The 14,832-nt window shown below is 57.5% G+C and carries 13 protein-coding genes and 1 tRNA gene; 10 read left to right on the forward strand and 4 right to left on the reverse strand.

Going from position 1 to position 14,832, the window contains the following annotated elements; genetic code table 11:
* Positions 1–423 precede the first annotated feature (423 nt).
* The 4 genes from ACVWY8_RS13435 to pxcA all read left to right on the forward strand — a co-directional run bounded on the left by ACVWY8_RS13435 (position 424) and on the right by pxcA (position 4,224).
* Positions 424–780: a ferredoxin-thioredoxin reductase catalytic domain-containing protein gene (locus ACVWY8_RS13435; protein ID WP_011432451.1), complete on the forward strand. Its 357-nt coding sequence runs from the start codon at positions 424–426 to the stop codon at positions 778–780.
* A 104-nt stretch (positions 781–884) separates the two neighbouring features.
* Complete coding sequence (locus ACVWY8_RS13440) at positions 885–1,001, forward strand: photosystem II reaction center X protein (RefSeq protein WP_011432450.1); 117 nt, start codon at positions 885–887, stop codon at positions 999–1,001.
* Positions 1,002–1,257: 256 nt separating this feature from the next.
* On the forward strand, positions 1,258–2,661 hold the full coding sequence (locus ACVWY8_RS13445) for a glycosyltransferase (protein ID WP_414398428.1): 1,404 nt from the start codon (positions 1,258–1,260) through the stop codon (positions 2,659–2,661).
* A gap of 180 nt (positions 2,662–2,841) precedes the next feature.
* Positions 2,842–4,224: a proton extrusion protein PcxA gene (gene pxcA, locus ACVWY8_RS13450; protein ID WP_457395589.1), complete on the forward strand. Its 1,383-nt coding sequence runs from the start codon at positions 2,842–2,844 to the stop codon at positions 4,222–4,224.
* 8 nt (positions 4,225–4,232) lie between these two features.
* On the opposite strand, the gene ACVWY8_RS13455 is transcribed toward pxcA, so the two are convergent.
* The 3 genes from ACVWY8_RS13455 to uvrB form a co-directional block, all read right to left on the reverse strand.
* Positions 4,233–4,838: a DUF721 domain-containing protein gene (locus tag ACVWY8_RS13455; RefSeq protein ID WP_414351773.1), complete on the reverse strand. Its 606-nt coding sequence runs from the start codon at positions 4,836–4,838 to the stop codon at positions 4,233–4,235.
* A gap of 33 nt (positions 4,839–4,871) precedes the next feature.
* On the reverse strand, positions 4,872–6,707 hold the full coding sequence (locus ACVWY8_RS13460; protein ID WP_457395592.1) for a mechanosensitive ion channel family protein: 1,836 nt from the start codon (positions 6,705–6,707) through the stop codon (positions 4,872–4,874).
* A gap of 109 nt (positions 6,708–6,816) precedes the next feature.
* Positions 6,817–8,904 carry an excinuclease ABC subunit UvrB gene (gene uvrB / locus ACVWY8_RS13465; protein ID WP_457395595.1) on the reverse strand — a complete coding sequence of 696 codons (2,088 nt, stop codon included), beginning with the start codon at positions 8,902–8,904 and terminating at the stop codon, positions 6,817–6,819.
* A 298-nt stretch (positions 8,905–9,202) separates the two neighbouring features.
* Between uvrB and ACVWY8_RS13470 the strand changes: the two genes are divergently transcribed.
* Positions 9,203–11,023: a DUF3352 domain-containing protein gene (locus ACVWY8_RS13470; RefSeq protein WP_457395598.1), complete on the forward strand. Its 1,821-nt coding sequence runs from the start codon at positions 9,203–9,205 to the stop codon at positions 11,021–11,023.
* Positions 11,024–11,030: 7 nt separating this feature from the next.
* Here the strand turns inward: ACVWY8_RS13470 and ACVWY8_RS13475 are convergent, their stop codons facing one another.
* Positions 11,031–11,474 (reverse strand): ATP-binding protein, encoded by a 444-nt coding sequence (locus tag ACVWY8_RS13475; protein ID WP_011432443.1) that lies wholly within the window; start codon positions 11,472–11,474, stop codon positions 11,031–11,033.
* A gap of 141 nt (positions 11,475–11,615) precedes the next feature.
* Between ACVWY8_RS13475 and petP the strand changes: the two genes are divergently transcribed.
* The 5 genes from petP (at position 11,616) to ACVWY8_RS13500 (ending at position 14,726) form a co-directional block, all read left to right on the forward strand.
* Positions 11,616–11,813, forward strand: a complete 198-nt coding sequence (petP, locus tag ACVWY8_RS13480; RefSeq protein ID WP_041436278.1) for a cytochrome b6f subunit PetP — start codon at positions 11,616–11,618, stop codon at positions 11,811–11,813.
* A gap of 37 nt (positions 11,814–11,850) precedes the next feature.
* Positions 11,851–12,180, forward strand: coding sequence for an HU family DNA-binding protein (locus tag ACVWY8_RS13485; RefSeq protein WP_414407894.1), 330 nt, complete (start codon positions 11,851–11,853; stop codon positions 12,178–12,180).
* Positions 12,181–12,192: 12 nt separating this feature from the next.
* Positions 12,193–13,653 carry a DASH family cryptochrome gene (locus ACVWY8_RS13490; protein WP_457395601.1) on the forward strand — a complete coding sequence of 487 codons (1,461 nt, stop codon included), beginning with the start codon at positions 12,193–12,195 and terminating at the stop codon, positions 13,651–13,653.
* A 99-nt stretch (positions 13,654–13,752) separates the two neighbouring features.
* Positions 13,753–13,824, forward strand: a tRNA-Met gene (locus tag ACVWY8_RS13495).
* A gap of 161 nt (positions 13,825–13,985) precedes the next feature.
* Entirely contained in the window at positions 13,986–14,726 is a 741-nt protein-coding gene (locus tag ACVWY8_RS13500; RefSeq protein WP_457395604.1) for a S24 family peptidase, read from the forward strand.
* The last annotated feature ends 106 nt before the right edge of the window (positions 14,727–14,832 follow it).

The following is a 14,832-nucleotide window of genomic DNA, read 5'->3' on the forward strand; positions in this document are numbered from 1 at the left end:
CACCCGTGTCAGCCCGGATGGCCTGTGGATCGAACTGCACGGGCGGTCGGAAGCAGGAACCCGCCGAGACGACTGCGCAAGGAGCCATCCATGCGCAGCGTGGTAGGAATCTCCGGCCTAAAGGCCGGGGAGGATGTCAAGGTATTCTGTAGAGTACGCCAAGGCTGGCTCTTGCTACGGCCCCTAGATGTTGCCTTGTGTAACAGCAAGGGCATAATCTTTTGTCCTGCCTAGAGGTCTGCTGTACAACGAAGAGCGAGATACAGCTTTTCTCGACGTTGTGGGAGGTCTGTGGAGTTATCTGTGGAGTTAATAGAATCCCGGCCCCCTACACGTCTGTACTGGCTTCGGGAGGCGTCGTCGGAAAAAGCTGTGAACCCCATTGCTAGCAACAGCCGGTTAGTTCCACTTTTGGGAATCGTCATGGAAAGTCGTGGTTACAAAAAGTCCTCACAGAAGAGCTTTGAGTTGATGCGGCATTTCGCAGAAACCTACGCCAAACGCTCCGAGACCTTTTTCTGCTCGGATCCATCAATTACGACGGCGGTGATCGAAGGCTTGGCTCTGCACAAAGAGCAATTGGGCGCCCCGCTGTGTCCCTGTCGTTTTTATGAAGACAAAGAGGCAGAAGCAAAAGCAGGCTATTGGAATTGCCCCTGTGTACCCATGCGGGAGCGAAAGGAATGTCACTGTATGCTGTTCTTAACGCCGGATAACCCCTTTGCCGGCAAGAGCCAAACCCTAGAGGAGGTGCCCCTGGAATACCAAACTACCAAATGACAGCGCCCGGCAGGGACAAAGGCAGGCTTTGGAAGGGTGACAGGGCTCGGTATAATCGAAAAGCCGTTGGGCAATGGTTATTTGCACGAGGAGGAAACGCTTTTATGACTCCCTCACTTGCTAACTTCCTCTGGAGCTTGGTGGCTGGTGCAGTTGTGCTGGGGGCTCTCTTTGGCGCCATCATCTTTGTCAGCCAAAGGGATAAAGTGCGTCGTCGCTGAGATCCCTGCTCGTCGGCACCTGCCCGCCGATGCTTCGCTTTTCCCTGTACCGCGGTCGCCGGGTGGGGGGAGACTCGGGTGCTGAGATGTGGCTGCGGTACGCAATCGCTGGAGGGCTTCGCCCCTGTTGTCGGGGATCCAGCTGGGTTGGGTGACCAACAGATTGAGATCTAAGGTGCTTGAAGCTGTTGTTGCAAACGATCACACCTTATGATCGAAGACTATCCAGCGATACCCCAGGGATCCCTTGCCAGCGTTGACCCACCCCTTGTATTACTGGCGGCAAAAAAACCGCTACTACCACGAGGATCTGGAGCGGCTGCATCGCTTTTTTGTCCCTGCCGGTTTGCGCATCTTGGAGATTGGTTCCGGCACGGGATCCCTGCTCAATGCCTTGCAGCCCAGCTTCGGGGTGGGGATCGACCGGGATGCGGACATTGTTGCCCAAGCTCAGGCAGAGTTTCCCCATCTCCATTTCCGGGTGCAAGATGCCCACACGCTGGACAAAGGGGATCCCGTCTTGGCGGAGCCTTTTGATGTGATCTTGCTCGTCAATACCCTGGGCTACCTGGCCGACATCCAGCAGGTTCTCCAGCAGTTGCGCCGCTTCTGTACCCCACGCACCCGCCTGATCCTCTCCCACCACAACCCGCTCTGGGAGCCGATTCTGGGCTTGGCAACCGCTCTGAAGCAACGGATGCCTCTGCCGGCAGCCAACTGGTTATCGGCAGCCGATGTGGCCAACCTGCTGCACTTGGCAGGATACGAGGTCATTCAGCAGGGCAAGCGGCTGTTGTTGCCGCGGCGGATCCCGTTCCTTTCGACTGTGATCAACCGGGTGATTGCCCCATTGCCCGGGATCAACGCCCTCTGCCTGACAGAGTACACGATCGCTCGCCTGCAGCCCGACCCTGCCTGGGATCCCCCCCCTGAGCAGCAGCCTTCCTGCACCGTGGTGATTCCGGCTCGGAATGAAGCGGGCAACATCCGCCGCTGCGTGGAACATTTGCCCGAGATGGGATCCCGCACCGAGATCATTTTTGTGGAGGGGCATTCCAGCGACGGAACTTGGGCCGAGATCCAGCGGGTACAGGCGGAATACCAAGGGATCCGCAATATCCGGGCTCTACGGCAGGAGGGCAAGGGCAAGGGGGATGCGGTGCGCAAGGGGCTAGCCGCCGCTACAGGGGATGTGTTGATCATCCTCGATGCCGATTTGACCGTACAGGCAGAGGACCTGCCCAAGTTTTTCCGGGCTGTGGCTTCCGGGCGATGTGATTTTGCCAATGGTTGTCGCCTTATCTATCCCCTGAAACCAGAGGCAATGCCTCGGCTAAACCAATGGGCCAATCGTTTTTTTGCCGCTCTCCTCTCCTACATTCTCGGCATCCGCATCAAAGATTCCCTCTGTGGCACCAAGGCCCTGTGGCGGGAGGATTACCAGCAGATTGCCAAGCTGTGCCAAGAGTGGGGGGATTTCGACCCGTTTGGAGATTTTGACCTGTTGCTGGGATCCGCCAAGCGCACCCTGAAGATCCTGGATATCCCCGTGCGCTATTTCCCCAGAACCTATGGTCGCTCCAACATTCACCATGTGCGAGAGGGGCTGCGGCTGCTGCAGATCTGTGGCTTTGCCCTCAAGCGCTTTAAGGGATACTGAAGTTTGCTCTGACCCAAAGGTGCCGGTCTGTACTTCTGTCGAGGCAGGGCCAGTCTCTGCAAGTACTTCTCCACCGTTGGGGTTCCCGCCTAGGCACCTAGGACTCGTTACAATAATTAGTCAATCGGATCACTGTAACGTGTGGATCGGCCCCCATGGGGAGTGCCACGGGAACGAGCAATGGGAGAATCCGTATTGAGCAGGCTGGGCCAATGGATCTCGAATACCCCCCTGCGCTCCCTTGACCAAGCTTATGAGGCTGCCCTGCGCATTAAAGCCATCGAGGATCAATACTTCCAGGGAGGATCCATCGGCAGCAACGGGCAACATGGCCAGAATGTCAGCCGCTACTTTCAAATTCAACTGCGCCGGCAGCTGCGCCAGATCGATCTGCGTTTGGCAGAGTTCAGAGCCAGCAGCGCCTTTTCTCGCCTGCCGGATCCCGAGCAAAATGGCAGCGGCCCTGTTTCTGCCCAAGATAAAGATCAAGAACGCCATGCCGCTGAGGTCGATGCTCCTGAAAGCAACGGCGAAAACCCTGAGAATGGTCGCCAAAGACGAGATCTTTCCATCTTGGAGAAACTGCAGTTTATCGATCAGGTGACTTCTCGATACAAACGCCCGACCAGAAAATCCCAACCTGTCTCTGCTTCAATTTCCACTTCACCTGAGCCTCTCGAACCGCCAGAACAACCTACCTCAACTGAACCCAGTTCTTCTAATGTCTCTGTCAAGGCAGGCTCCGGCAATGGCGCTGCCCCGGTCGCTTCCAAAGCTGCGATTCTGCCCCGTTCTATTCTGCGCACGGCCAGCCAAATCCGCCGTGAGCTGAGTTCCCAGGCCGAGGAGGAACTGATCCAAGAGTATCGGGAGGCTCGCACTCGCACACTGGTATCGATTCGTTTTCTGTTGTTGTTGGCCGTTTTGCCTCTGCTCACCCAGATCCTCTCGAAAAACTTTCTGTTTGGGCCATTGGTGGATCACTTCCAACAACGGGAGCCTGCCATTGTGGCTCTAAGCCACGAATTCCAAGAAAAAGCCCTGTCAGAGTTCGAGTTTTTCAAGGAAAGAATAGAATTTGAGCGAGCTTTGCACCATCAATCTCCAGAGTGGGATCTGGAATCAGCAGATCAACTGTCCATGAAGGCAGAGGAACTGCTGAAAAAATATAGCCGTAGGAACTCGGAAGGCTTGAAGAATATCCTTGCTGATTTGCTTTCGCTGCTGGTGTTTGGCTGGCTTATCTTTATTGGGCGTGAGGAAATCGAAGTCCTCAAGTCTTTTTTGGATCGTCTGATCTACGGCCTCAGCGATAGTGCCAAGGCTTTCATTATTATTCTCTTTACCGATGTGTTTGTCGGTTATCACTCTCCCCACGGTTGGGAGGTGCTGCTGGGTAATTTGGCTGCCCATTTGGGGTTACCGGAGAACCGCGATTTTATCTACGGCTTTATTGCTACTTTTCCGGTTTTCCTAGATACGCTTTTTAAGTATTGGATCTTTCGCTATCTAAACCGTGTATCGCCGTCTTCGGTGGCCACCTATCGGGCTATGAACGATTGATTTTTGGGTTAACCGGAACAACTGTGGCCGCGCGGGCGTAAGGATTGTCGATGGCAGAACCCGCAGACAAACCAACGCTCCAATTCGGCGGCAGGGGTAGGACAGCGGCAGGCGGGGCAAGGGAACAGGTTCTCCTGGGTTTGTTGTTGCTTCACCACTCTGGCCCAGCGCTCGAAAGCCACTTTCGGGTCGGAGGTGGGCTGTTTTGGATTGGGGCTGCGACAGGATCCAGGGCGTTGTCCATCTTGGTCTGCTAGGCGGGGAGCGCCATAAAACTTGCTGGTCAGCTCCGCATCAGGATGGGGGGCAGCCGGGCTGGATCCCTTGTGCCAGGCACCAGAGCTGAAGCGGATATCGCTGAGGGGAGATTGTAGCCGGCTGTTGAGTTTCCTGAGAATGATCTGGCGTTGCAAGGTTAAGTTTTGTGCCCAGGCCGGGGTAGAGGTGGCCACCTGCAGCACCTGTCGGCGCAGGCTGAGAGGATAGGTTTGGGCGGCTACGGCCTCTCCGACGAGTTCGGGCCAGAGCTGCCGCAGGGTTTGCATTTGCTTCAGTTCAGCCCAACGGGGATGGCTGCCAAAGCTTCCCAGTACCTCATCTAACCGCTGCAACATGGTGTCGATAGGGTGTCAATGGCAGGCAATAGCTTAGGAAACACCATTTTGGTCTTCCGGCGATTGTGCTGCTTCTTTGAGGGCAGAGTGAATGGAGTCGGCATCGGGCAAAGGAGGGGATCCACCGTTTTGACTGAGGGGGGCAAATCCCTCTAGGCTGCGGATGTGAATATCTTGTTGCGGGAAGGGGATGCGGATCCCACGTCGCCGAAACTCAGCCTCGATCAGGAAGTTTAGCTCGCTGATCAAGACAAACTGATCTTGAGGACGGTTGATCCACACCAGCAGCTCAAAGTTAAGTGCAGAAGGGCCAAAGGACTTGAGCCAGACTTGGGGGGCAGGGCTGCTCAACACCCGAGCATTTTCTTTGGCTGCGCTGAGCAGAGCTTCGGTGACCAGGGCCGTATCGGAGCCGTAGGCCACGCCGACCGGAATGTGGATGCGACAGCGGGGATCCCGGTAGCTCCAGTTCACCACCTTCGATTCGGTAAAGCGGGAGTTGGGCACAATCACAAAAATGCGATCCAGGGTGCGCAAGACGGTGGCCCGTGGGCCAATGCGCTCCACTGTGCCGAGCAGGTTGTCCACTTCCACCAGATCCCCGATTTGGATGGGGCGCTCCAGCAAAATGGCAATGTAGCTGATGTAGTTGTTGGAGAGGTTTTGCAAACCAAAGCCGATCCCCAAACCCACCGCCCCGGCAATAACCGCCAAGGAGCCCAGATTAAGGCCGCTGAAGGGCAAGACCAGAAGGATGCCGAACAGGGTCAGGATGTACTTGAAGATGGCCGCCGAAGACTCTTGGGTGCCCAGATCCAGCCCTAGGCGTGCCAAAAAGCGCTGCTTGAAGCCAACACTGACGTAGTGGGCGCCGGTGAAAACCAAGATGGAGAGGACGAGGAAGACCAGCAAGCTGGCAATCGAAACGCTGGAGTTGGGCAGAGGCTGGGTGAGAACGCCCAGAGCCGTGGCAACCACACGACCCAGGCCCAGGTAAAAGGAGCGCTGAAAAGGTCGCAGGGCAGGTATGAAGCTGATACCGCGATCCAGCGAGATGCCGGCGATGAGGATCACCCCCACGCCCCGCAGCAGCATCCCACCCACATCGATCCAGGTGCCCCAGGTCTCTCCGGCCTTAAGCTCCAACCAGCCTTGCAGACGGGTTAAGCTGCGGTCGAACAGCCGCCAGAGAAAGAACCCCACCACCAGGGTGGCGATCCCTGCCAAAAGGGTCAGAACCAGCACGCGCGGATCCTGGGCCCGCTGCAGAGCCAGCAGATCTTCGCGGTAATCGGCAATCGCTTGCTCCAACCGCCGCGCCCAACTGTTAGCCACCAGACGAACGTCATTCAGGTTCACCTGACCCGGTGCCACCCTGCGCTCCGCGGCAGCATCGGCATAGGTGACGGTAAACAAATACCGTTGGGTGGCCTCAAAGCGGCCTCTTTCCCCCAGGCGTAAGATGTATTGCCCATTGGCATCCTGGGCTACCCGTACCTCTGGCTGTGGCAACTGCCCTTCTTCGAGAAAGCGCTCGATGATCGCCCGAACGTTGTCGGCCCGCACATCGCTGGGGTAGTCTGCCGTCTGCAGGCGGAACACCGGTATGTTCCCGACCAACACCTCTGTGCCCTCTTGGCCGGTCAAAGGGATCCCGACTGGGCTGGGAGCCGGAGCAGGGGATCCCTCAGGAGTTGGCGCTTCAGCCGGTGTGGGTCGGGGATCGGCCAGGAAAAAGTTGGGATCCCGAAATTCAAGGGCTTGAGCCAATGAAGGGGCAGAGGCAACGGCAGGGGTAAGCCAGAGACCTATCCCCACCGCCAGCCCAACCCAAAGAGCTGCTCGCTTAAGTGGGACGGAGTCCTGCATGGCCGGTTTGGTACGAACGCCTATCGATCAATTGGGGATCCCTGGTGCTGCCCTGTAAGCTCATGGTGGCACAAGCCGACCTCAATTTTGGCCGATCTGAGCAAGGATTTTAGGTGCCCTGAGAATGGCCCAGAAGGCGTTGACGCAGCTTTTTGATTCTATCTCGCAGCTCGGCGGCTTCCTCAAATTCTAGGTTTTTGGCGGCCTCTTTCATCTTCAGTTCCAGTTGGCCGATCAGCTCCGGAATCTCGGAGAGAGGGATCTCTTGCGCAGCTTGAAAGGCTTTTTCCAGATCTGGGTCGTTAAGTTTGCGGGAGATGGCCAAAAAAGACAAGATGGCATTGCTGTTTTTCTTGACGATGGGCTTGGGCGTGATGTTGTGTTGGCGGTTGTATTGCAATTGAATTTCGCGGCGACGCTGGGTTTCGGCAATGGCCCGGGCCATGCTGCTGGTCATGGTGTCGGCGTACATCACCACCATACCGCGGACATTTCGTGCTGCCCTCCCAATCATCTGAATCAGGGAGCGCTCTGCTCGCAAAAACCCTTCTTTGTCAGCATCCAAAATGGCCACCAAGGAGACTTCCGGCAGGTCTAACCCTTCCCGCAGCAAGTTAACTCCTACCAACACGTCAAAGGCCCCTTCTCGAAAGTCTTGTAGGATTTCAATTCGCTCAATCGAGGTGATCTCGGAATGCAAATAGCGAACTCGGATCCCTCGCTCCTGGAGATATTCCGTGAGGTCCTCTGCCATCCGTTTGGTGAGGGTGGTCACGATCACCCGTTCGGCAGATCCCTGCCGAGAGCGTTCCAATCGCAAATAAATTTCTCCCAGCAAATCGTCCACTTGCCCAGCCGTAGGGCGCACATGCACCTCGGGATCCACCACCCCAGTGGGCCGAATCACCTGTTCGATAACCCGACCGCTGCCCTGCACATAAAACTTCAAGGTCTTGCCATCTTCCACCCGGGTTTCAAATTGGGCCTCGCTCTGCTCCAGTTCCCAGTTGCCGGGGGTAGCCGAAACAAAGATACACTGATGAACCTTGGCCCAAAATTCTTCGGCTTTGAGGGGGCGATTGTCGAGGGCGCTGGGCAGGCGAAAACCATGATCTACCAGCACCTGCTTGCGGGCACGGTCGCCATTGTACATGCCGCGAATTTGGGGCACGGTCACGTGGGACTCATCCACCACCAACAGCCAATCGTCGGCCTTGAAATAATCCACCAAGCAGGCGGGGGGCTCTCCTGCTTTGCGTCCCGTTAAATGTCTAGAGTAGTTTTCGATCCCATTGCAATAGCCCACCTCTCGCAGCATTTCTAGGTCGTAGCGGGTGCGCTGTTCCAGCCGTTGGGCTTCCAGGAGCTTGCCTTCTTTGCGAAAGAGGGCCAGTTGCTCTTCCAGTTCTTGCTCGATATTGAGGATTGCCCGCTCCAGTTGTGCTTCCGGCGTTACAAAGTGCCGAGCAGGATAAACTCTGAGGGCGCTGAGGCTGTTCAAAATCTCACCTGTAACCGGGTCGATTAAGCGAATGGCCTCGATCTCATCCCCAAAAAATTCGATGCGAATGACCCGATCCTCATAGGCCGGCACAATTTCCAGCACATCCCCTTTGAGGCGAAATCGCCCCCGCACCAGCTCCAGGTCATTGCGCTCGTACTGGATGCTGGCCAGATCCCGCAAGACATCCCGTTGGTTGATCTCCTGGCCGACTTTGAAGGGGATGGAAGCCTTCAGGTATTCTTCTGGCATGCCCAGACCATAGATGCAGCTCACCGAGGCCACCACAATCACATCCCGCCGTTCAAACAAGGAGCGGGTAGCCGAGTGCCGCAACATATCGATTTCATCGTTGATGGAAGAAGATTTGGCGATGTAAGTATCGGTGCTGGGAACATAGGCTTCCGGTTGGTAATAGTCGTAATAGCTGATGAAGTATTCGACGGCATTATTGGGAAACAGCTCTCGTAGCTCATTGCACAGTTGTGCTGCCAAAGTCTTATTGTGGGCCATCACTAAGGTGGGCCTGCCCACCTGCTGAATGGTATGGGCGATGGTAAACGTTTTGCCGGTTCCGGTTGCTCCCAGCAAGGTTTGAAAACGATGGCCTTCTGAAATCGACTTCACCAAGCCGGCAATTGCCTTAGGTTGATCTCCGGTGGGTTGATAGGGAGAAACCAGTTGAAACTCTGACATGGGTTTGACTTTCGGATGGGCCTAGATAGCTGCCGGGCTGGTCAAGGCAGGGCTGATCTGCACGTTGGTTTGGAATGGTGGTGCGGATCACAAAGGCTTGTGGGGTGCCTCTAAACTTGGCCGCCTGCTCAGCGGTGGGCTCCAGCTGGCACACCAGGGTTAGCCTCTGTTCCATGGTAAGGTTTTATCATGCAGGACTGAGGGCAGCGCTTCTTCACTAGGCCTGTTCATGCCAGCAGTGCAGAGCAGTAGGGCCTGGGTGTCCGCGCCATGTCTCCCTCGGTGCAGAGATTGAGATATGGGACGACGGCAACTCTTGCGCGGGATCCTGATTGGGCTTGGTCTTCTGGCCGCCATGGTGGTGTGGGTTGTCGTATGGCTGCTCACCCGCAGTCCGGTGGCTTTGTTGCTGGCCCACCCGGAGCTGCCGCCAATTGTGGGTTTGGCCCCTCGCTCCGCACAAGCGCTGCTGGTGTTGGCTGTTCCCCTGGACGAGGTGCAAGCGTTTTGGCAAGCGGCAACTCCTGCCCCCCAGCGACGCGCTGCCCGTCAGCAGTGGCAAAAGTTTTTCTCCCCTGAAGGCCCAGGCTGGCTGGGATCCATGCTGGCCGGGGGATCCCTTGATTTTGAGCGGGAGGTGCGGCCCTGGCTGGGGAGGAGCACCCTCTTGGCCAGTTTGCCGGAGTGGGGCACCTTGGTTGCCCTGGAAACGCGGGATGCGGCGCTCTCTCAGTTTGAGCTGAACCTATTGTGGGAACGGCAGAGCTTGGCCGGGAGGCCGGTGCAGGTGGACACTTACAAGGGCATTCAGGTGGTGTCTAGCCCGATTCCGGGCCTGCAGGGTTTCTCGGCAGCCGTTTTCGGCGAGCAATACGTGTTGCTGGCGGAGCAGCCTGCTGCCATTCGGGCTGCAATCGATGCTTGGCAGTTGCCGCAGTTGTCTCTGGTGGCTCAGCCGTTGTTTCGGCGGGTGATCCAGCCGCTGCGGGAGGCACATGTGGGTTGGGCCTTCTGGCAGAATCCAGAGGCGGTTTCTCCAGACGGGCTGACGTTGCAGGCGGTAGGGCTGGGGTTGGGGGTGAACTTCCAGGGCTTGGTGGCCGAAAGTGCTGCCCTCTGGCATGCGCCCGCTGGCTTCTCCTTGCCGGCGGCAGAAGCCTTTCGCCCGCAGATCCTTCAACATCTGCCGGATGAGACCTTGGCGCTGATTTCCGGAGAGAATCTGGCCTCAGTTTGGCAGAGCCTGGGGCAGATCCAGCCCCTAAATCCCCTGGGATTGCGGGTGGATCCCGGCCAGTGGCTGCAGCGCTTGCAATCTCAGGTGGCGCTGGACTGGCAGCGTCTGTTGCCAGAACGGGGAGAGTTTGCCTTTGCCCTTTTGCCCGGCGACGGGGATCCAGCCTGGCTGTGGGTCGGTAAGCTGCCGGATGAGTCGGTCGCGACAGCGGGACGGAGTCCTTATTTCGACTTGGATGAGCGGGCACGCGCCCAAGGCTGGCAGGTAATCTCTCTGGCAACGAAGCGTGGCACCGCCACTGCCTGGGCCAAACCAACCATTCCCGCAGGGGGGCAGTCAGAACCCCAGCCGGTGGCGACAGCGGGACGGAGTCCTCACCGCTCTATCCATCGACCGGAGATCCCTGTGTTGGCAGGCGAGCCGCTGGAAGTCAGTGGGAAAGGAGGATCCGCGTCATTGCAGGCGGCAGAGGCTCTCCCCCAGTCGCGTCAGCGGCGCGGAGCGCTAACGCTGCCAGGGATCCCGCTGCCGGCACAGGTGTATCATGCCGATCGCAAAGGCTATTCCTACCTGGCCTCTTCTTTGGGGGCTCTGGAGACGGCCCTCGCGGATCCCCCCTTGAGTGCAAATCGCGCCTGGCGCAAGTTGGTGGCTTCCCTGCCCCACCGCAATTTGGGCTATGGCTATGGATCCCTGGGGTTGCTCTTGGAAAGCGAGCTGCCCGACCCGGTCGCGTCAGCGGCGCGGAGCGCTAAGGGATCCCGCTGGTCATCCACGCGCTTTGCCTTCGCCACCACAGCCTTCACCGTTTCTGAGGCTCCCTATCCGGATCAGGGTCGCCAGATTACCCAAATGGGCAAGCTGTTTTGGCAGTGGTATTGAGGGAGGGTCAGACTATCCAGGGATCCCGACAGTTGGCGTGGATGTATTTGGCCAGGTAGACCTGGTTGCCTGTTTCATTCCACTCCACAAAGTCGAAGATTTGGGTGAGCAGCAGCATTCCTCGGCCCGACTCTTCGGTTTCCAAGATGTTATGTTGGCATCGGTGGAGCTTCTCTTGGGGACAAAAGCCGGGCCCTTGATCTCGCACCAGCCATTGGTAAAAGGGCTCCGAGCTGGCGTACTCGATGATCACCTTCTTGTTGGGGTCGAGGCCGTTGCCGTGGCGGACGGCATTGATGATTGCTTCCTGTAGGCCCAAACGTATTTCCGCTCTCCAGGCAGGAGGGACTTTTGAGATCAAGAGATCGAGGACAGGCTGAGTGTAGAGGGTGGAGGGAAAGCTGATAACGCTCCAGGAGCAGTGGGCGGGTTTGAGGGAAAGGGCAATCACGGAGGCAGTCTTCCCTGGGGCACGGCACTCTGACCCCATTCTAGCAATCCCATCGGGGTCAACCCCAGCAGAGGTGCGGCAGGAGCTCGGCAAGGGGACTTTTGCCGTACCATCTTGAGTGGTAAGTCTCTTCGCGGTTTTATGGCGATCAAGGTTGGAAATAAGGTCAAAGTTCGCTCTGTCCAGGATCGCGGACAAGAAAACCTCAGCGCTCTGGTGGGCAAAGAGGCTGTGGTGCTGGCACGGCGTGTGGTCGATGGCAGCGGTGTCGGCTACATTCTGGAGTTTCCCGATCGCTCTCGACATTGGTTTTTCGAGAGTGAACTGGAGGTGCTCTAAGCCCCTGTCTGTGTTCTGTTGTCTAGAGGGTCGGTTGGTGGCTTCTCCTCCTCATTTGACTCGCCGTTTGCTGGCCCGCCAGATGGCCGCGCAGGTGGATGGCCTGACCGTGGAAATGGCTGCTGCTGCTCTGGAGGCTATGCTGGACAGCATTAGCCAATGCCTGGCCCAGGGGGGATCCGTGCGGCTGGCTCGCTTTGGCACGTTCTCGCTGCGCCATCGTCCCGCCCGGCAAACCTATCATCCGCGCACCAAGGCCCCCATCCACATCCCGGCTGCCGATGTGCCTCATTTTGTTCCCAGCCCTGAGCTGGGGCGTCCAACTGGAGTTCGGGTGTCCACGTCTGAGTCCGCGGGATCCGTGTAGGGTAGCTGCAGAATGACCGTCCTGCTGTGGTTTCGCACCGACTTGCGCCTGCTGGATCACCAGCCGCTGACGCGGGCCTGCCAACAGGGATCCCCTTTGATCCCCTTGTATTGCTTGGATCCCCGCCAGTTCGGCGAGACTTCCCTTGGGCTCCGCCCCAGAACCGGCCCTTTCCGCGGTCAGTTTTTGCTGGAGAGTTTGGCGGATTTGCGGCAGCAGTTGCGGTCGCGCGGCTCGGATTTGGTGATCCGCAAGGGACAGCCGGAACACGTGATCCCCACCTTGGCACAGGAGTGGGGGGTCGAGGCGGTCTATGCCCATGAAGAGGTGGGCACCGAGGAGAAGGAGGTGGCGGCTGCTGTTGAGCGGGCTTTGCGGTCTCTGGGGATCCGGCTGCAGGTCGATTGGGGCCACACCCTCTACCACCCTGAAGATCTCCCCTTTTGCCTCTCCCAACTGCCGGAGCTGTTCACCCGCTTTCGAAAGCAAGTCGAGGAAAGCACTCCCATCCGGGATCCCTTGCCCATTCCCTCGATCCCCCCCCTGCCATCGGGTTTGGATCCCGGCCCTCTGCCTACTTTGGCCTCGCTGGGGCTATCCCCACCTGCCGGGGATCCACGGGCCCGCTTCACCTACACCGGCGGGAGCACCGCTGCCCATGCCCGCCTGCAAACCTACTTTTGGGATCTGGATCGGCTGCGCATCTACAAAGAAACCCGCAACGGCATGTTGGATCCCGACGATAGCTCCCGGCTTTCTGCTTGGTTGGCCCTGGGCTGCATCTCCCCTCGCACCGTCCATGCCGAGGTCAAGCGTTATGAGCAGGAGCGGGTGCGCAATGAGTCCACCTACTGGCTGGTGTTTGAGCTGCTGTGGCGGGATTATTTTCGGTTTATCTTGGCCAAGCACGGCGCCAAACTGTTCCGTCCTTCTGGGATCCAAGGGATCCCTATCCCTTGGCAGCAGGATTGGCCGCGCTTTCAGGCTTGGTGTCGGGGTGAGACGGGCTACCCCTTGGTGGATGCCAACATGCGGGAGCTGGCGGCTACCGGATTTATGTCCAACCGGGGACGGCAGAATGTGGCCAGCTTTTTGACCAAGAACCTGGGCATCGACTGGCGCATGGGCGCTGAGTGGTTTGAGTCGTTGCTCATCGACTACGACGTGGCCAGCAACTACGGCAATTGGAACTACACCGCCGGCGTAGGGAATGATGCCCGTGGCTTCCGCTACTTCCACATCCCCAAACAATCTCGCGAGTACGATCCCAAAGGAGACTATCTGCGCCACTGGTTGCCGGAATTGGCCGGGATCCCGGGGGACAAAATCCACGAGCCCTATCGCCTCACTGCTGCCGAGCAGAAGCAATTTGGAGTTCGGTTGGGGGTGGACTACCCTCGCCCACTGGTGGATTTGGAGAAGTCTCTCGCGGCCAACCGACGGGTTTATGAAGCTGCCCTGACCTGCCGATAGGCGTGGCTATGTCTGGGGCTTCTTCCCGAGAGGGGGCTGAGGGGATTTTCTGAGGCGCAGTTCCGGCCCAAGAGTGCTATTCTAGTTAAGCACTATCCTGGCTCAGTAGCTCAGCGGTAGAGCAGGGGACTCATAAGCCCTTGGTCGCGTGTTCAAATCACGCCTGAGCCATCTCTATGAAACCCTTACTAGAGGCCCCTTTCCGTTGTGGAGTAGGGCTTCTGGCTTTTTGGGGCCACTTTGCGCTGTTTCTAGGACTGGGACAAATAGGGTCATTTCGAGTCGGATCAGCCTATTATTTTAGTGAAGCTGATAGTGAAGGATTTGAGCTGGTGGACAGCATCACCAAAGCCACTCTGGAGCGGATCGCTCAAGCCAATGGTCGGCTGAAGTCTGCCAATGTGGGTTTGTCCATCTTGCTCCGCAATAGTCGGCTGTATCTGCGGGGGACGTTACCTCCTAAGCCTGGATCCCTCAAGGATAAGGCGTTTCAGCAGGAGATTGCTTTGGGGTTTCTGGGGATCCGTGCCAATCCGGCGGGGGTGAGTGCGGCAGAGCGGGAGGCTCGCCGGGTGGGGATTGCGCTGCAGGATGGGACGTTTGATTGGCGGTGCTTCCTCAAACCAGAGGCAGTCCAAAAGATGAGTCTCCTACTCTGGGACAAGTATGTGGCCTACAAATCTAAGTCGGTGGCAGTGACCACGGTGCTTTCGACCTACGCCAAGACACGGGCCAAGCTCGTCAAGTGGAATCAGCCGATTGAGGATAAGTTGGCGGCCTATCGGTTGAGTATGATTCGGGTGATGGGAGATTCGATGGCGCCGACACTGGATTCGGGGGATATGGTGATTGTGGATGAGTCGGTGAAGTTTGCGGACCAGATTGTGGAAGGAATTTTTGTTCTCAGGATTGATGGCTATCTGCGGGTGAAGCGGTTGGAGCGGATGAAGGAGCGGATCCGGGTGTTGAGTGATAATCCGGCCTACCGTCCGGAGGTGTATCGCCTCAATCAGTTGCAGGAGGAGTTTTCGGTGCTAGGCAGGGTGGTGGCAGCTGTGAAACCGACGGCCTAAGGGGGTAGTATTAGGTCGTGTTGATCTTATGTTAGGATAGAGAGAATAATTTATAGAGGAAAGAGGATGAAGTTGGTTTTTTTAGATGAAAACAAATGGCAGAAGA

Source organism: Thermostichus sp. OS-CIW-32 (genome assembly GCF_054060415.1).